This is a genomic window from Microbacterium sp. 2MCAF23, assembly GCF_052115565.1.
Lineage (GTDB): Bacteria > Actinomycetota > Actinomycetes > Actinomycetales > Microbacteriaceae > Microbacterium.
In genome coordinates, this window is the sequence record NZ_JBFRGY010000009.1 from 128,026 (window position 1) to 145,385 (window position 17,360).

Genomic DNA, 17,360 nt, shown 5'->3' on the forward strand with positions numbered 1-17,360 from the left:
ACTAACCTCTTGACTGAAGGAGAAGCGGATGCGTGTCGTCATCGTCGGAGCATCGGGTCGATCGGGCAGAGCCGCGGTCGCGCACGCCCTCGCCGCCGGGCTCGAGGTCGTCTCGGTCGTGCGCAGGCCCGCCTCGGCGCCGGAGGGGACGATTGTGGCGACCGCGGACGCGCGGGACGTCGCCGCGCTCACGACGGCCCTGCGCGGCGCCGATGCGGTGATCTCCACGATCGGGCACGTCCGCGCCGACGGCGATGTCGTGCTGCTGCAGGAGGGCATGGCGGCACTCCTCGCGGCGATGGAAGCCGCCGGGGTGTCCCGCGTGATCGCCGTCTCCGCATCCGGGGCCTACGTGGCCCACGACGACCCGCTCTCCCGCTTCGTCGCGAAGCCGATCCTCGAGCGCGTGCTGAAGGCGAACAACACCGACACCCGCGCCATGGATGCGGCCCTCGCCGCCAGCGCCACGGATTGGACGAGCCTGCGTCCCTCCCGGCTCATCCCCGGCGCGGGCGCCGCTGACTACCGTGTGGGCATCGATCGCACCGTGCGCTGGCACTACAGCACCCGTTTCGACACGGTCGGACGTGCCGCGGTGGATGCCCTGTCCCGTCCCGAGTGGATCCGGCACGCGGTCTACATCACCGAGTAGCGGGCGGCCCTGGGCAGGGATGGCCGGGCGTAGCCTCGAGATGTCCTGTTGCTTTCACGAGAGGCCGTCATGACTACCGTCGCCGAGAACATCGTCAGCACCCTCCGCGCGAACGGGGTGAAGCGCGTGTACGGGATCCCGGGGGACTCCCTGAACGGCTTCACCGACGCCCTGCGCAAGGACGGCGCCATCCGCTGGGTGCACGTTCGTCATGAGGAGACGGCCGCGTTCGCTGCGGCCGCGGAGGCCGCGCTCACCGGGGAACTGGCGGTCGCGGCCGGATCCTGCGGCCCGGGCAACCTGCATCTCATCAACGGGCTCTACGACGCCAACCGTTCGCGTGTGCCGGTGCTCGCGATCGCCGCGCACATCCCGACCAGCGAGATCGGCACCCAGTACTTCCAGGAGACCCATCCGCAGGAGCTGTTCCGCGAGTGCAGTGTCTACGTCGAGTATGTGTCGGATCCGGCCCAGATGCCGCGGTTGCTGCAGATCGCGATGCGTCAGGCGATCGAGAAGCGCGGGGTGGCGGTGCTCGTCATCCCCGGCGACATCGCGCTCGCGCCGGCCGAGGACGACCGCGTCACCGTGATCGAGCGCAGCCGGCCCGTGGTGGTCCCGAGCGGTGCGGAGCTCGAGCGCGCGGCGACCCTGCTGAATGCGGCGTCCAAGGTCACCATCCTCGCCGGCGCCGGAGCGGAGGGAGCACACGACGAGATCGTGGCGCTCGCGGATCGGCTCGCCGCGCCCGTCGTGCACGCCCTCCGCGGCAAGGAGTTCGTGGAGTACGACAACCCCTTCGACGTGGGCATGACCGGCCTGCTCGGCTTCGCGTCCGGCTACCGGGCGATGGACGGCGCCGACGCCCTGCTGATCCTCGGATCCGACTTCCCGTATCCGCAGTTCTACCCGGCGAACGCGACGACGATCCAGGTCGACATCCGCGGCGAGAACCTGGGGCGGCGCCATCCTCTGGATCTGGGTCTGGTCGGAGACGTCGGCGCGACCGCTGCGGCGCTGCTGCCGCGGCTCAAGGCCGACCGTCGGCGCACCCACCTCGACGATGCCACCGCGCACTACCGCAAGACGCGCGCCAAGCTCGACGAGCTCGCGGTGCCCTCGCGCGGCAAGGCGCCGATCCACCCGCAGTACCTGGCCCGGCTGCTCGACGAGGCCGCCGCGGACGACGCCGTGTTCACCGCCGATGTCGGCTCGCCCACGGTCTGGGCAGCGCGCTATCTGCACATGAACGGCCGGCGCCGGCTCATCGGATCCTTCAACCACGGATCCATGGCCAACGCCCTGCTGCACGGCATCGGCGCGCAGGCGACCGAGCCGGAGCGTCAGGTGGTGGCGCTCGCGGGCGACGGCGGGCTCACCATGATGCTCGGCGAACTGATCTCCCTCACCCAGAACCGGTTGCCGGTGAAGACGATCGTGGTGAACAACTCCTCGCTCAACTTCGTGGAGCTGGAGATGAAGGCGGCGGGGTTCGTGAACTACGGCACCGACCTGCGCAACCCCGACTTCGCGGCTGTTGCCGAGGCGATGGGCATCTTCGGGCGTCGCGTGGAGCGGAGTGAGGATCTTCCCGGCGCGCTCGCCGAGGTGCTCGCGCACGACGGGCCTGCGCTCCTCGACGTCGTGACGGAGCGGCAGGAACTGTCGATGCCGCCGGCCGTCAACGCCGAGCAGGTCAAGGGCTTCGCACTGTACGCGATTCGCACCGTGCTCTCCGGGCGCGGCGACGAACTGCTCGACCTGGCGAAGGCCAACTGGCGCCAGCTGTTCTGAGCGGCGCCGGATCCGATCCCGCGGCCTTGCGCCGGGATCGGATCCGGATCCGTCTCAGTCCTCGGCGAGCCGACGCACCTCCGCGGCCTCGGCATCGCGACCGAGGCCCTGCAGCACGTCGCCGAGCTCGAGGGCGGCGATCTGGCGCAGGGGCGGGATGTCCGCCGCCTGGTCGAGCACCGCGCGGTAGGCGGGGACGGCATCGGCTGAGCGCTCTGCGCCATTCAGCGCCCGCGCGGCGAGCAGCGCGGATCCACCCGCCGACGGCGCGTCGCCGGCGGCGGCGAACGCATCCGAAGCGGTGAGCGCCGCCGCGACGCCCTCGTCCACCCGCTCGGCCGACAGCAGCGCCCGCGCGCGGGAGTCGGTCACATCGGCGATCACCCAGGCCGCGTCGTTCGCCCGCGCGACGGCCTCGACCTCGTCGAACAGCGCGAAGGCGCGAGGATCCTGCTGCACGCCGTACGATTGGCCGAGGTTGTGCAGCACCTCGACCACGGCAGCTGGCGCATCCTCTGCGGTGCGGACGATCATCGCGGCCTCTTCGAGGGTCTGGACGGCCTGCTCCCGCTCGTCGTACTGGGCGAGGATCTGCGCGCGGTTCATCAGGGCGAGTGCCTGATCGGCGGGGTTCTCGGCCTCGCCGAACAGCTCGGCCGCATAGCCGAAGGCGCCGTACGCCTGCCCGCCCTCGCCCGCGGCTCGCAGCGACCGCGCCAGCATCAGCGCGGTCATCGCCCTGCTGCCCGCGGGGACCTCGTCCGCCTCCTCGAGCTGCAGCACCTCGCCGAACAGCTCCGCCGCCTCCTCCACGGCTCCGGAGTTCAGCATGCTGCGCGCCACGCGGTATTTCGCTCCTGCGATGTCGCCGTCGATCTGCTCCAGCAGGCGAGCGCCGACGCGATAGCGCGCGAGCGCCTGCTCCGGCTCCTCCGCGTCCTCCCAGAGCGCGCCGGCGAGCATCTGCGCCCCCGCGAAGCCCGGCCTGCTGCCCAGCTCCGCCAGGATGCGGCCGGCCTCGTCGGCGTCGGCCGCGCCTTCGGCGAACGCACCGCGTCCGCCGTGGACGCGCGCACGCATCTCGAGCGTGCGTGCACGCACGCCTCGGGTGATCGCCGCGTCGGCCAGCAGGGCGTCGATCCGAGCGAGCGCCTCGTCGCCGCGGTCCGCCCGCAGCAGCGCCATGGCCGCAGCGATCTCCGCGCCGTGCCCGAGGCGGGCGTCTCCCGCTTCTCGGAACAGGGTGGCCGCCTGTTCCGAGAGCGCGAGGGCCGCGGCCGGGTCGTCGCCGAGATCGAATGCCAGCGTCAGTGCGATGTCGCCGCGGGTCGCGGGCGGCAGCGCGCGGGGGCCGGACGGATCCGCGGACGCCGCGAGCAGGTCGGCGAGGGCCGCGTTGTCGGCCTCGGTCGCGGTGCCGAACAGAGCCAGCCCGAATCGCTCCTCGACGCCGGCCTGAGCATCGAGGCCGGCGGCGCGCAGGGACTGGATCCGGTCGGGCAGGAGCGCCGTCGCCTCGTCGATGCGCTCGAGGTTCACCAGCGCGGCGAGCCGCTGGCCGGTGAGCACCGCGCGGCGTTCGGCGTCGACGCGGTCGATCACGTGCGCCAGTGCGTCCAGCGTGTCCGCGGCCGCACCGTAGCCGGCGAGGTCGAGCACGCGACGGTACCAGCCCTCGTCGTCGGTCGGGGCGGCGTCGACCGGGGGCGCGGCGAACACATCGCTGCGGATCGGCACGTCGTAGCGCTCCGCGGCGGTCTGCCGGGCGAGGCGCAGGCGCTGCGCATGGTTATCGGTGCCGTCGCGCTCGTCGAAGCGCGCCCCGATCCGCTCGGCCGCGGCCCAGGCCGCCGCCGCGAGCCCGCCGGCGGACCACGACCCGCCGTCCGCGCCGTCGCGCACGCCGAAGAAGCGCTCGAGATCGGGGGAGTCGGCCCCGCGCACCGGCGTGGCTCCGTGGCCTGCCGCCGTGACTGCGTCGAGAGCCGTGCCGATCGCGGTGAGCATGCGGAAGTGGCCCTGTGCGTTGAGCGCGTCGTGGGCGAACCAGGGCAGATGCCGCTCGACGAGCGTGAGCGCGCGGGCCTCGTTGCCGCTCAGGGCGCAGAACCGGATGCTGTTCGCGATCGCCGTGAGCAGATCCGGGTTGTCCTTCGCCAGCCGGTAACTGCGCAGATGGGCCGCACGAGCCTGCTCGCCGCGGCCGAGGCGCAGGTACGGCAGCAGGGACACCGACAGCGCGTGCTCCGGCTCCTCGCCGCAGGAGAAGCCGCCCTCGAGCATCTCCCCGACGAGGCGGATCGCGTCCTCGTCGCGGTCCGTGTCGGCGAAGAACCCGGCGACCTGGCTCCGGCCGCAGGCATCGCAATGGCTGTGCGAGTCGCGCGGCGTGGCTTCCAGCTGCACGCGCAGCCGCTCCGCGTCGTCCATCCGCCCCGCCGCGTGCGCATCCTCGAACCGCGCCATCAGCACGCCGCTCATGCCGAGCCCTGCGGTGCGGTAGTGCGCCTCCATGTCGTCCAGCACCGCCGCGATCTGCTCCGGCGCGAAGGCGGGCGAGCTGCGCAGCGAGGAAGCCATCCACTTGAACTGCCACATCAGATCGGCCGCGCCGTTGTCGATGTCGGCGGGGAACCGGACCGGATCCGCGTCGTGGTGCGCGAGGCACCAGGCGAACGAGCTCAGCATCAGGTCGGTGAGCCCGCCCATGTTCGCAGAGGCGGTCTGCCGCATGCGGGCCTGGTACTCGAGCTGCTCGTCGCCGATCTCCTGCGCGAGCGCGACGGCCTCGGCGACAAGGGCGCGCTCCTGAGGTCCCCAGGGCGTGCGGTCGATCTCCTCGAGGAGACGGTCCAGCTGCTTCTTCGGTCCTGCCATGTCGTCCTCCGGGTGTGTGCGGCCCCGCGGTCTCCGCGAGGGAAGTGCTCCCGCCGTCGTGCGGGATCCTGGCCCCCGTCATCAGGACGGGGTGAGGGGATCGGGTTCGTCGGCCAATGGGGGCAGCTCGAGGCCGGTCACTCCGGCCGACAGCGCGACGAGATCGGACAGTGCGCCGGTCATCAGGGCCCGGTCGGCGTCGCCGAGCGGACGGTGCCCGGCGAGCAGCGCCTGGATGTACAGCAGCTGCACGGTGCGCGCGAACACCGCGTCGTCGGCGACCGCGCTCAGCGAGCGCACCACACGATTGCCCCAGTTCAGGCACAGCCGGGCCGTGAGGTCGTCGTTCCGGTCCTCGCCCACCGCGCCGTCGATGCGGTCCAGCACGCCGCCCCAGAGGGAGCCCGTGATGCCCTTGGTCCTGGTGCGGTCGATGCGCCGCAGGACGGCGGGGTCCGCGACGTACAGCGAGGGCAGCTCTGGCTGGTCGATGGTGCGCACCACGACGGCGCACCCGACGTCGGCCAGCACGGCGCCCGCACGATCCTCCAGCGCGACCGCGGCGGCCCTGTCGTCCAGCGGAGGCGGGTCCAGCCGGTCCAGTTCGCTCACGACGTCGACCCGCTCGACGGTGACCGCCGGAAACAGCTCCGGGAGGCGGCGGATCAGATCCGCGTCGTACAGATAGCCGCCGTTCACCAGGATCTGCTCGGCCCGGCTGATGCCGGCGACCTGGCGGAATTCGTCCACGGTCTCCGCGTAGCGGATCCGCTCGTAGCGTTCGACGAGGTCTCCGACGCTCAGCGTGCCGTGCGTCGTCTCCACGGTGAGCCAGCGCGTGATGAACCGGGCGAGCTCGTCGTCGTGCCGGATGAGCGACTTGAGCCCCACCTCGTGCACCGCGACGAACTGCGCGAGCCGGTGCGGTTCGCGCAGTCCCAGCTCCAGCACCCAGCGCCGCAGCGCCGCGCCGAGCTGCTCCCGCACGAGGGCGAGCGCCTCGTCGTCGACCAGCGACTCGCGGCTGGCCGTGGGGTTCAGGCCGTTGGAGTCGATCACGGCGCGCACGAAGAACGCCCAGTCCGGCAGCACGTCGTCCGCGCGCTCGGACAGCAGCATGCGGCCGAGGTACATCCGCGTCGCCTGCCGGGCGCCGGGCGGGGGAGCGAAGGGCAGCACATAGGCGACACCGCGCGTCCCGGTGGCGGGCTCGGTGAGCTCGATGATGTCGAGCGGAGCGGATCCGATGATCTCGCGGCCGTAGGCGGCCGTCGCGGCCGGATCCTGCCGCGGGTCGAGGAACGGCGCCTCGTGCGTGATCCGCACGTCGCCGCCGGGCAGCTCCAGCAGCACGGTCGTGGGCAGGAACTCGGCGAAGGTCGTGGCGAGCTCGCGCACGGCATCCGCGCGCAGCAGGTCGCCGGCGTCGAAGCGCGGCACCAGGTGCACGCTGGTTCCGATGGGCAGGTCCTCGTCGAGCTCGCGTACCCGGAATGTGCCGTCGGCGGATCCGATCCACTCGACCGCCCGACCGCCACGGGCGCTGCGGGAACGGATCACGATCTCGTCCGCCACCATGAAGCAACTGAGCAGCCCGATGCCGAACTGGCCCAGGTAGTCGCTGCGGGGCAGGTCGAAGATGTCGCGCTTGGAGCTGCGTCCGACCGTCGCGAGCAACTCGGCGACCTCGTCGGCGGTGAGGCCGACGCCGTCGTCGCTGAGCACGAACTCGCCGCCCTCGGCAGGGAGCGGACGGATCCGGATGGTGCCGCCGAGCCCGTCGACCTCGCGCCGCGCGGCGAGGGCGTCCCGGGCGTTCTGCAGCAGCTCGCGCAGGTAGACCCGGGGTCCGGAGTAGATGTGGCGGCTGAGCAGGTCCACGACGCCGCGCAGGTCCACCTGGAACTGCTGCGCGTCCGCGGGTGCCGGATCCTCCGCCGCCATCGACTCTCCCTCCGCGGGCGCCGATCCGTGGAGGCTCGTCGACCGCATGCCGAGCCTAACAAGCACCGCTCGGGGTCGACGGGCGTCCGCCGCGCGGGGGAGCCCGGTGCCCATGTGCCGCGCCCGGGATGCAGCCCCGGTTCGGAGGGCCGGTGCGGATGCCGTACACTGGACGAGCAGTTGTTGTCTGCATTCTTTCGCCGTGCCCGGGTCTCCCGGAACGCGGAGAAGATGCGGACAGAGATCCTCGGATCTCTAGGGCGGTAGCTCAATTGGCAGAGCAGCGGTCTCCAAAACCGCAGGTTGCAGGTTCGATTCCTGTCCGCCCTGCGCGTCGGCGCGCAGCCGGCACACGAAAGGTACTCCAGGATGGTTCAAGACGCATCGGGCGCCGTGGTTCCCACGGCGAACGGCGGCGCGAGCCGCGACAAGAAGCTGGGCTTCTTCGGTCGCATCGCGCTGTTCTTCCGTCAGGTGATCGCCGAGCTCCGCAAGGTGGTCACCCCCACGCGCAAGGAGCTCGTCAAGTACACCCTGGTCGTATTGGGCTTCGTGATCGTGATGATGGCCCTCGTGTACGGGCTCGACATGGCCTTCTCGTGGCTGACGACGCAAGTCTTCGGGGTTCCCGGGAAAACCGCGTGATCCCGCGGCCCGGTGGCAACTGACCCCGGGCCGAACCTGAAGGAGAGAAGAACCAGTGTCCGAACGCGAACGATACCTCGGAGACGACGTCGACTGGGCGACCGCCGCCGAGCAGTCCAGTGAGGACGACGAGGCCCAGGAGGGCGACGTGCTCGCCTCCGAGGAGCGCGCCGTCACCGCCGCCGAGCGGGTCGCCCTGCACATCGAGGGCGACGAGGACGACGTGGACGACGAAGACATCGAATTCGAAGATGACCCGGAGGCAGACGCGATCGTGAACGACGCTCTCAACCTGGACCAGGCGGCCGAGTCCGAGGCCGCCGCAGAGGTCCTCAACGACTCGGTGGCCGAAGAGGCCGCAGACCGCAAGGCCGCTGCTGCTGACGAGGTCACGCCGTACGACGGCCCCGACGTGAACGGCGAGGAGGACGCCCCCGTCCTCGACCCCGAGGAGGTCGCAGAGATCGACGCGGCCGCCGGTGTCGTGGACGCGGTCGAGTCCGAACTCGATCCTGCCGACGCAGCGAGCGCGCCGAGCGACGTCGACGAGGCCGATGCGGAGGAGGACCCGTACGAGGCCTTCCGCATGGACCTCCGGATGCTCCCCGGCAAGTGGTACGTGATCCACTCCTACGCCGGCTTCGAGCGCAAGGTGAAGGCCAACATCGAGCAGCGCAAGTCGACGCTCGAGGTCGAGGACGACATCTACCAGATCGAGGTCCCGATGGAGGACGTCGTCGAGATCAAGAACGGCCAGCGCAAGATGGTCACGCGCGTCCGGATCCCCGGCTACGTGCTCGTGCGCATGGAGCTCAACGAGGACACCTGGTCCGTCGTGCGGCACACGCCCGGCGTCACCGGCTTCGTCGGCAACGCGCACAACCCGACCCCGCTGCGCTTCGAAGAGGCGTTCAACATGCTGAAGTCCCTCGTCGAGGTCAAGGACGTCCCGACCGCCAAGGCCGTCGCAGCCAAGGGCGGCGTCGCCGTGGCCCGCCCGCTCGCGGCCGAGGTCGACTTCGAGATCGGCGAGACCATCACGATCAAGGAGGGCTCGTTCGCGGGCCTTCCCGGTTCGATCTCCGAGATCAAGCCGGAGAGCGGCAAGCTCACCGTGCTCGTCTCGCTGTTCGAGCGCGAGACCCCGGTCGAGCTGTCGTTCGACCAGGTCACCAAGATGATCTGACGCTTCCCCGGAAGCGCACGCGGAACGGCCGTCCCCTCGGGGGCGGCCGTTCTCGCTTCGTCATCGGCGTGGTCGCGGGCCCCATGTCGCGCCGGCGTCCCGACCCGGTGGCTGCCTGTGCGCGGACGCGCCCGGGATCCGGTAGACTTCTATGGTTTGTGCGCCGCCTCGTCGTGCGCGCGAACGCCACCGCGTTCCGGAGATGCCGGATCCGCGGGAGAGGGATGCCTCCGGCATCCGCTCGAGAAAGGAATCACTATGGCACCGAAGAAGAAGGTGACCGGCCTGATCAAGCTCCAGATCAACGCCGGCGCTGCCAACCCGGCGCCGCCGATCGGCCCCGCGCTCGGTCAGCATGGCGTCAACATCATGGAGTTCTGCAAGGCGTACAACGCGGCGACCGAGTCGCAGCGCGGCAACGTCATCCCCGTCGAGATCACCGTCTACGAGGACCGCAGCTTCACGTTCATCCTGAAGACCCCGCCGGCCGCCGAGCTGATCAAGAAGGCTGCGGGCGTGCAGAAGGGCTCTGCCACTCCGCACACCGTCAAGGTCGCGAAGATCACCGCCGAGCAGGTCCGTCAGATCGCCGAGCAGAAGCAGGCCGACCTGAACGCGAACGACATCGACGCCGCGTCCAAGATCATCGCCGGAACCGCCCGTTCCATGGGCATCACGGTCGAGGGCTGAGGGAGATAACAATGGCTACCAAGTCCAAGGCTTACAACGCTGCTGCCGCGAAGATCGAGGCAGACCGCTTCTACACTCCGACCGAGGCCGTGGTCCTCGCGAAGGAGACCGGCTCCGCGAAGTTCGACTCGACCGTCGAGGTCGCGCTGAAGCTCTCGGTCGACCCGCGCAAGGCGGACCAGATGGTGCGCGGCACCGTCATCCTCCCGCACGGCACCGGCAAGACCGCCCGCGTCATCGTCTTCGCGACGGGTCCGGCCGCTGAGGCCGCGATCGCCGCGGGTGCGGATGAGGTCGGCGGCGCCGAGCTCATCGAGAAGGTCGCCGGCGGCTGGACCAACTTCGACGCCGCGGTCTCCACCCCGGAGCTCATGGGCCAGGTCGGCCGTCTCGGCAAGGTGCTCGGCCCGCGTGGTCTGATGCCGAACCCGAAGACCGGCACCGTGACCCCGAACCCGGCCAAGGCCGTCGAGGAGATCAAGGGCGGAAAGATCGAGTTCCGCGTCGACAAGCACGCCAACGTGCACTTCGTCGTCGGCAAGGCATCGTTCTCGGCCGAGCAGCTCGACGAGAACATGAAGGCCGCGCTCGAGGAGATCGTTCGCCTCAAGCCGTCCAGCTCGAAGGGCCGCTACATCCAGAAGGGTGCGGTGTCGACCACGTTCGGCCCCGGCATCCCGCTGGACGTCAACGCCATCTGAGCCTGACGCTCATCACGAAGACCCTCGCCCCTCGGGGCGGGGGTCTTCTGCGTTGCTGATCGTTTCGCGGGTGGCGCTGACCGTCGCGGTCGCCGTTCAGCGCACCACCAGCGCGACGCACAGCAGCACCAGGGCGAGTCCCTGCAGCGTGGCCCGCAGGGGGATGATCGACTCCCACCGATCCTGCAGGGCCCGGACGTCGGTCGGCACGGTGCCTCCGAGTGCAGCAGCGGTGAGCGTCGTGTTGATCGGTTTCGCGATCGTGCCGAACAGCACGAGCCAGAGCAGCAGGGCCACGAGCGCGACGGTCGCGAGGGCGGCGGCGGCGAGGCTGCCCCAGAATGCCGAGAGCGCGGCGGTCGCCACCGTGAGCACCACGCCCGCGATGCCGACGCCCGGCAGCCGGCGATCCCCGTAGTAGTGCCCGCGGCCGACTACCTGCACGAGGGTCGTTTCATCGACCTCGGCGTAGACGGGACGCAGCACGACGGCGGCGAGCACGTCGGTGCCGAAGATGACGGCGATGGTCGTGATCGCACCGATGGCGGTGGCGATGATCGCAAGGGACATGGCTTCTCCTTCTTTGAGTTAGCGGTGCTAACAGTTAGCGATGCTAACATCGTGCCATGACCCCGTCAACGCCCCCGCGCGCCGATCCCGCGGAGCGCTCCCGTGCCATCGTCGACGCCGCCCGACGCGTCGCCGAGACGGAGGGGTGGTCGGCCGTGACCGTCCGGCGGCTGGCGGCCGAGATCGGCTTCAGCCAGCCGATCCTGTACCGCAACTTCCCCGGCGGGCGGGACGAGATCGTCGAGCAGGTGATGATCGAGGGGTTCGCCGCGATGGCGGACGAGCTTGCGGACCCAGTCGGCGAGGGCGACCGTCTCGCGCATGTGGTGCACACGTATCTTGCGTTCGCCCAAACGCATCCGGCGCTCTACGAGGCGATGTTCGAGGCACGCACCCGCATCGTCTTCGCGACTGTGCAGACCCCGGAGCCGTTGCGTGCGGCGTTCGGGGCGTTCCTCCGCGCGGTGTCGGCCGCGGGCATGGCCGAGCAGGAGGCCGTGGTGCGTGCGGAGCTGCTGTGGAGCACGCTCCACGGTGTGGCGAGGCTGGCGGCGTCGGAGAGGCTCGACCCTGCGCTGGAACAGGCGCGTCTCGGCGCGATCATCGCGCTGTTCGTGTCCTGACGCCTGAAGCGGCCCCGCTCAGAACGCCGCACCGCCCTGGGCCGCCCACCAGATGAGCAGCATGGTGGCGAGGAAGCCGCACACGTAGTTCAGCAGGAGGAAACGGCGCCATCCTCGGTTCGTCGCTTCCGATCCCTCGTCCGAGACCGAGCGGAACGGCCAGACGGCGCCGATGTACGGCAGCACGAGGACGGCCCCGAGCGGGCCCGGCCACGACGTGAAGAGCATGAGCGCGCCAGCGAGCGCCCACATCGCCGACGCGAAGCGCACGGTCCGCGTCGCGCCCAGCACGGTCGCGATCGAGGCGATCCCTGCCGCTCGGTCCGGGACGACGTCCTGCACCGCGCCGAACGCGTGGCTCGCGACGCCCCACGCGAAGAAGGCGAGTAACAGCACCACGAGCGCCGGCGTCGGTGTCGCGCGCGCCAGCACGAGCCCGTAGACGGCGGGAGAGACGAAGTGGAGGCTCGACGTCGCCGAGTCCAGGAAGGGGATCTCCTTGAACCGCAGCCCTGGCGCGGAATAGGCGATCACGGCGAACAGGCTGATCGCCAGCACGAGCCAGGACACCGGATCCCCGATCGCGACGAGGAAGACGATGAACGGCACCGGGAGCAGCAGTGACCATGCCATCACCACGCGGTGCAGAGTCGGAGAGAGCACGGCGCCCTCCGCACCGCCCTTGCGCGGGTTCGCGAGGTCCGACGCGTGGTCGAAGACGTCGTTGATGCCATACATCGTGAGGTTGTACGGCACGAGGAAGAACAGCGTGCCGATCGCGAGGGTAGCGTCCACGCGGCCGGTCGTCAGGATGTAGGCGGCCGCGAAACCGAAGGCGGTGTTGATCCAGCTCAGCGGGCGCGAGGTCAGCAGCAGATCGAGTGGCAGGGATCGTGCTGTGGTCATGCTCATCGTGGTCGGTCCTCAGGGGTGCGGGCGTCGGGATCCGGTTCAGCCCTCTGCAGCCGCTCCTCGGGTGACGAGCGGCGCAGGTTCCACGCGGCCGAGCCGAGCAGAGCGGCCGCGATGGGATACGCGAGGTCCTCGATCGGGGCCAGGCCGATCCTGATCCCGCTGATCAGGCGCGGCGCGTACGTGAACAGGCCTGCGGCGATCATGAGCGAATCGAAGACGGCGGTGAGCAAGACGAGGCCGAAGGTCGCGAGGACGAGCGCCGCGCCGTGACCTGCAGGCGCCCGACGCCAGGTGAGCCACTGCATCACGATGCAGGGGACGAGGAAGGTCGCGTCGACCATCAGATACGTGCCGTTCATCGACGGTGCTCCTCGCGTGCACGCAGGATCCGCAGTGCGCCCGTGTAGAGCACCATGGTCAGCTGTATCAGGAACACGAGGAACACCGGCTCCTCGATCGGCAGATGAGGCAGGAGCAGGACGCCGGTGGAGAGCGGGTTGGTCTCACGCGTGAATATGCCGGTCGCGATCCCGACGACATCCCAGAGCAGCAGCACGCCGGCGCCTGCGGCCAGGATGAGCAGCGCTCGCCTCGGCTCCGCCCAGAGGAACAGTCGCCAGCGCCGATCGATGACGCCGACGCCGGCGATCGACACCAGCAGCAGCGCGAGATGGAGGAAGCCCATCACGTCTCCGCCGGCACGGGCAGCGGTCCGCTCGTGCGATCGTCGCGGAACGCCTTCAGCACGAGCTCTGCACTGATGAGGCACATGGGCAGACCGATCCCCGGCAGCGTCGTCGCGCCCGCGTAGAACAGTCCGCGGGTCGTGCGGGAACGCGTGCGACCCCGTAGGAAGGCACTCTGCCGCAGCGTGTGCGCGGGGCCGAGCGCCGACCCGCGGTAGGAGTGCAGGTCGCGGGCGAAGTCGGCAGGACCCACGGTGCGCCGTACGACGATGCGCTCCGCGAGATCGGGCGCGCCCGCGTGCGCCGCGAGCTCGGAGATCGCCCGATCGGCGATGCGTTCCACCGCGGCGGCGCCGCGGCCGTCGAGACCTCCCGCACCGATCGCCGGATCCGCGGGCACGGGGACGAGCAGGAACAGGTTCTCGTCACCCTGCGGCGCGACCGTGTCGTCGGTGGCGCTGGGCATGCACGCGTAGAACGACGCCGGTTCCGGCACCCGCGGGGCGGATCCGAAGATCGCGTCGAAGTTCGCGTCCCAGTCCTCGGTGAAGAACAGGTTGTGGTGGGCGAGCCCCGGCAGGAGTCCGCGGACGCCCAGCATCGCGAGCACCGCGCCGGTTCCGGGGTTCATCCGCCGCCAGCGCCGGGGCGAGCGTTCGCGGGCCGCCGAGGGCAGCAGCGCCGTGTCGCTGTGGTGCATGTCGACCGTGCTCACGACGCGATCGAACGGCTCCTCCCGGACGACGCCGTCCGTGGCCACGGCGATGCCGTGCACGGCTCCGCGTTCGATCAGGATCCGGCGCACCTGTGCACCGGTGTGCAGCCGGGCCCCGGCGGCGCGCGCTCGCCGCGCGAACGCGTCGATGACCGTGGTGAAGCCGCCCTGCGGGTACTGCACGCCGTCCTCCAGATCGAACGTGCTCATCAGATGGAACAGCGCGGGGGCGATCGAGGGCGCCCCGCCGAGGAAGACCGCGGGATACTGCAGGATCTGTCGCAGCCTCCGGTCCGAGAAGGAGGACTCGACCATGCTCTGCAACGAGGTGCCCAGCAGCGTGGCCAGACGCGGCAGCTCGCCGACGTCGCTCCCAGGGAGGAACGCCCGCGGGTGCGAGAAATCGGTGTACAAGAAGCGGTCGGTGGCGATGCGGGCGGTGCGCGCCGCGGAGTCGAGATGGCGGGCGAGGGCGGCCCCGGCGCCGGGCTCGAGTGATTCGAACAGGGCGAGTGAGCGGTCGCGGGCGGAGTGCATGTCGAGCGGAGCCTCGTCGTTGGAGAACACCCGGTAGGCGGGATCGAGGCGGATGAGATCGAGCTCCTTCTGGGCGCTCGTGCCCAGAAGGCGGAAGCAGTGGTCGAACACCTCGGGCATGAGGTACCACGAGGGGCCCGTGTCGAACCGGAAACCCTCCCTCTCCCAGCTCCCCGCACGTCCGCCGAGTCGGTCGGACTGCTCGAAGAGGGATACGTCGTGGCCGTCCGTGGCGAGCAGCGCCGCCGCCGCGAGGCCGGAGATCCCCCCGCCGAGAATCGCGACGCGGCTCACCGGGCGCCCCCGCCGCGGAGCATCGCGCGGCCGAACAGGGCGGCCTTGCGCGAGCCGGGTACGCGGATCCGTCGGACGACCAGTTCCTGCGCGGGCGTGCGCCGCAGCCGGGTGGAGAGATCCGCATAGAGCAGGTGCGCGGCCGCCACTGCCCGGCGCGAGGACGAAGGCAGCTCGCCGATCACGGCGTCGGCGATCGAGAGATCCGCGTCCACCCGATCCAGGATGCTGTCGCGCTGCGCGTCAGTGAACGAGTGCGGGTCGACGCCGGGGAAGTAGGCGCGTCCGAGCGCGTCGACATCCTCGCCGAGGTCGCGGAGGAAGTTCACCCGCTGGAACGCCGATCCGAGGGCGATCGCTCCTCGATCCCAGCGCGCATCGCGCACAGAATCCGGCTCCAGCCCGCGGCGGAACGAAGCCAGGCACATGAGTCCGACCACTTCGGCGGATCCGTACACGTACTCGTCGAGCTCGCGCTCGTGCGTGAAGACGACGGGGGTGAGATCGCGCCGCATCGATGCGAAGAACGGGCGGGTCAGGTCGGTGCCGATCCCGGTCGCGCGTGCGGTGGCGGCGAACGCGTGCACGACGAGGTTCGCGCTGTATCCGGCGCGCAGTGCGGTCTCGAGCTCGCGTTCGAGCCCGTCCAGCACCGCACGGCACTGCGCAGCGGAGAGCCCGGCACCGGCGGCGCAGCCGTCGACGATCTCGTCGGCGACCCGCACCAGCGCGTAGATCGCGGCGAGGTCCGCGCGCACGACGGGTGAGCACAGCCGGCTCGCGAGCCGGAAGGACGTGGAGTAGCTCACCAGGATCTGGGCCGATCCGCGCGCGGCGGCTCGATCGTAGAGGGCCAGCCCCGTGTCTGCGGTCATCGGCGGCGCTCCGTCGCGCCGACGATCAGGTGCTCCAGGTCGTCCCTCAGGCGTGTGGGAAGGTCGGTGAGCAGCATCGATGCGCGCGCCTCGACGACGAGGCTCGAGATCACCGCTTCGGTGCGGGCGAGCCCGCCCGAGCACTCGATCGCGGTGCGGATCGCGGCCGCACCCCGCTCATCGAGCTCGGGATCGCCGAAGAGATCCGCCACGGCCCGCAATGCCGGATGGGTTCGCGAGTGCGCGATGAGCAGGGTCAGCTTGCCCTCCCGGAGGTCGGAGAGGACGGACTTGCCGGTCTGGCGAGGGTCGCCGAAGACTCCGAGCACATCGTCGCGTGCCTGGAAGGCCAGGCCGATGGTCGTGCCGATGAAGCCGAGCGCCTCCACGGTGGCGGCCGGGGCACCGCCCAGCAGCGCTCCGATCCGCAGGGGTGCGCTGAACGAGTAGCGGGCGGTCTTGTGCTCCATGGTGCGCAGGATCGCCGCCTCGCCCGCCTCGCCCCGGATGCCGAGCCGGATGTCCGCATGCTCGCCGACCGCAGCGGCGTCGATCGCATCGGCCAGGATGCTCGGGAGCGCACCGCGCGGCGCTGCGGAGGCCTCGAGGCCGGCGATGAGACGGTGCGCGGCGGACAGGAGCAGATCCCCCGCCAGGATCGCGCAGCTCTGGCCGTATCGGAGAGCGGTCGCCTCGTCGGCGCCGTCGGCGAGGGCCGCATCACGGCGCAGCRCGATCAGGTTGGGTCCGCCGCGGCGCACGAGGTCGCGGTCGATGACGTCGTCGTGCAGCAGGAACGCCAGATGGAGCAGTTCGACGGCGGCCGCGGCGCGGATCGCGTCGTCGGAGGGCTCGTCGGCGAAGGCGCGATACGCGGCGAGCACGAGCCGTGGGCGCAACATCTTGCCGCCCTGTGCGCCGCGGCGGGCCTCACCCCACACCGTGTCGAAACCTTCGATTGCGCCGATGCGCTCGGCAACGTCGTGGAAGCACTCGTCGACGACGGCGCCGACGTCGGCGAGCACGTCCGCCGAGAGCATGCGGTCGCTCACGATGCCAGCTCCTCGAGCCCTCTGCCTCCGCCGAGGAACGGGAGCAGCTCGGCCTGGAGGACGAGCCAGGGGCTGAACGCCCACGGGGTGCGGCGCACGGACGCGGCGAGATCGTCAGGGTCGACCCAGCGGTGCTCGATCACCTCGTCGGGGTGCGCGCGGGGCGGCTGCGTGGTCGTCGCGATGTACACCGGGCAGATCTCGTTCTCGACGATGCCGGACGCGTCCGTCGCGCGATAGCGGAAGAACGGCAGCACCGGTTCCACGGAGTCCAGGTGCAGTCCGAGTTCGTGCTCGGCTCGTCTGCGCACGGCATCCACGAGCCCCTCCTCCGGGGCGGGGTGTCCGCAGAACGAGTTAGTCCAGACGCCCGGCCAGGCGGTTTTCGTCAGCGCGCGGCGGGTGACGAGCAGGCGCCCTCGCGTGTCGAACACGTGGCAGGAGAAGGCGAGGTGGAGCCGGGTGGCGGCACCGTGGATGCTGCTCTTCGGCGCGACGCCGATCCGGGTGCCGTCGGCGTTCAGGAGCACGACCATGTCGGCGTCAGGGATCACGATCATCCTTTTGCTAACTAAGAAACTAACTAACCAAGTTAGCGGTAACT

General features: G+C 70.6%; 17 protein-coding genes and 1 tRNA gene. 8 read left to right on the forward strand and 10 right to left on the reverse strand.

The window, feature by feature from the left end; translation table 11 throughout:
- The first annotated feature begins 28 nt into the window (after positions 1-28).
- Positions 29-652, forward strand: coding sequence for an NAD(P)-dependent oxidoreductase (locus tag AB4078_RS11005; RefSeq protein ID WP_441977173.1), 624 nt, complete (start codon positions 29-31; stop codon positions 650-652).
- A gap of 69 nt (positions 653-721) precedes the next feature.
- Positions 722-2,446, forward strand: a complete 1,725-nt coding sequence (gene poxB, locus AB4078_RS11010) for a ubiquinone-dependent pyruvate dehydrogenase (RefSeq protein ID WP_441977174.1) — start codon at positions 722-724, stop codon at positions 2,444-2,446.
- Positions 2,447-2,500: 54 nt separating this feature from the next.
- Here poxB and AB4078_RS11015 read toward each other — a convergent pair whose 3' ends face one another.
- Together AB4078_RS11015 and AB4078_RS11020 are read right to left on the reverse strand one after the other, a co-directional pair.
- Positions 2,501-5,323: a hypothetical protein gene (locus AB4078_RS11015; RefSeq protein WP_441977175.1), complete on the reverse strand. Its 2,823-nt coding sequence runs from the start codon at positions 5,321-5,323 to the stop codon at positions 2,501-2,503.
- 81 nt (positions 5,324-5,404) lie between these two features.
- Positions 5,405-7,267: an HSP90 family protein gene (locus AB4078_RS11020; RefSeq protein ID WP_441977204.1), complete on the reverse strand. Its 1,863-nt coding sequence runs from the start codon at positions 7,265-7,267 to the stop codon at positions 5,405-5,407.
- A gap of 257 nt (positions 7,268-7,524) precedes the next feature.
- Between AB4078_RS11020 and AB4078_RS11025 the strand changes: the two genes are divergently transcribed.
- From AB4078_RS11025 to rplA, 5 genes are all read left to right on the forward strand, one after another.
- Positions 7,525-7,597: transfer RNA gene (locus AB4078_RS11025), tRNA-Trp, on the forward strand.
- A 39-nt stretch (positions 7,598-7,636) separates the two neighbouring features.
- Positions 7,637-7,912, forward strand: coding sequence for a preprotein translocase subunit SecE (secE, locus tag AB4078_RS11030; RefSeq protein ID WP_045250801.1), 276 nt, complete (start codon positions 7,637-7,639; stop codon positions 7,910-7,912).
- A 55-nt stretch (positions 7,913-7,967) separates the two neighbouring features.
- The gene (nusG, locus tag AB4078_RS11035; protein ID WP_440733533.1) at positions 7,968-9,098 is read left to right on the forward strand and encodes a transcription termination/antitermination protein NusG; all 1,131 of its coding nucleotides are present in this window, start codon (positions 7,968-7,970) and stop codon (positions 9,096-9,098) included.
- Positions 9,099-9,356: 258 nt separating this feature from the next.
- Positions 9,357-9,788 carry a 50S ribosomal protein L11 gene (gene rplK, locus AB4078_RS11040; RefSeq protein WP_045250755.1) on the forward strand — a complete coding sequence of 144 codons (432 nt, stop codon included), beginning with the start codon at positions 9,357-9,359 and terminating at the stop codon, positions 9,786-9,788.
- A gap of 11 nt (positions 9,789-9,799) precedes the next feature.
- On the forward strand, positions 9,800-10,489 hold the full coding sequence (gene rplA / locus AB4078_RS11045; protein ID WP_440733532.1) for a 50S ribosomal protein L1: 690 nt from the start codon (positions 9,800-9,802) through the stop codon (positions 10,487-10,489).
- 96 nt (positions 10,490-10,585) lie between these two features.
- Here rplA and AB4078_RS11050 read toward each other — a convergent pair whose 3' ends face one another.
- On the reverse strand, positions 10,586-11,059 hold the full coding sequence (locus tag AB4078_RS11050) for a DUF1772 domain-containing protein (RefSeq protein WP_441977176.1): 474 nt from the start codon (positions 11,057-11,059) through the stop codon (positions 10,586-10,588).
- A 56-nt stretch (positions 11,060-11,115) separates the two neighbouring features.
- Between AB4078_RS11050 and AB4078_RS11055 the strand changes: the two genes are divergently transcribed.
- The gene (locus AB4078_RS11055; RefSeq protein ID WP_441977177.1) at positions 11,116-11,682 is read left to right on the forward strand and encodes a TetR/AcrR family transcriptional regulator; all 567 of its coding nucleotides are present in this window, start codon (positions 11,116-11,118) and stop codon (positions 11,680-11,682) included.
- Positions 11,683-11,700: 18 nt separating this feature from the next.
- Here AB4078_RS11055 and AB4078_RS11060 read toward each other — a convergent pair whose 3' ends face one another.
- Genes AB4078_RS11060 through idi form a run of 7 tightly spaced genes read right to left on the reverse strand, consistent with a single transcriptional unit; the run spans position 11,701 to position 17,307 of the window.
- Complete coding sequence (locus tag AB4078_RS11060; RefSeq protein ID WP_441977178.1) at positions 11,701-12,594, reverse strand: prenyltransferase; 894 nt, start codon at positions 12,592-12,594, stop codon at positions 11,701-11,703.
- The gene (locus AB4078_RS11065; RefSeq protein ID WP_441977179.1) at positions 12,591-12,956 is read right to left on the reverse strand and encodes a lycopene cyclase domain-containing protein; all 366 of its coding nucleotides are present in this window, start codon (positions 12,954-12,956) and stop codon (positions 12,591-12,593) included. The genes AB4078_RS11060 and AB4078_RS11065 overlap by 4 nt, the downstream gene beginning before the upstream one ends.
- Positions 12,953-13,282, reverse strand: a complete 330-nt coding sequence (locus tag AB4078_RS11070; protein ID WP_441977180.1) for a lycopene cyclase domain-containing protein — start codon at positions 13,280-13,282, stop codon at positions 12,953-12,955. Before AB4078_RS11070 ends, AB4078_RS11065 begins: the two co-directional genes overlap by 4 nt.
- Complete coding sequence (gene crtI / locus AB4078_RS11075) at positions 13,282-14,829, reverse strand: phytoene desaturase family protein (RefSeq protein ID WP_441977181.1); 1,548 nt, start codon at positions 14,827-14,829, stop codon at positions 13,282-13,284. Before crtI ends, AB4078_RS11070 begins: the two co-directional genes overlap by 1 nt.
- Positions 14,826-15,704, reverse strand: coding sequence for a phytoene/squalene synthase family protein (locus AB4078_RS11080; RefSeq protein WP_441977182.1), 879 nt, complete (start codon positions 15,702-15,704; stop codon positions 14,826-14,828). Before AB4078_RS11080 ends, crtI begins: the two co-directional genes overlap by 4 nt.
- Complete coding sequence (locus AB4078_RS11085) at positions 15,701-16,756, reverse strand: polyprenyl synthetase family protein (protein WP_441977183.1); 1,056 nt, start codon at positions 16,754-16,756, stop codon at positions 15,701-15,703. Before AB4078_RS11085 ends, AB4078_RS11080 begins: the two co-directional genes overlap by 4 nt.
- On the reverse strand, positions 16,753-17,307 hold the full coding sequence (gene idi / locus AB4078_RS11090; protein ID WP_441977205.1) for an isopentenyl-diphosphate Delta-isomerase: 555 nt from the start codon (positions 17,305-17,307) through the stop codon (positions 16,753-16,755). Before idi ends, AB4078_RS11085 begins: the two co-directional genes overlap by 4 nt.
- Between the last annotated feature and the right edge of the window lie 53 nt (positions 17,308-17,360).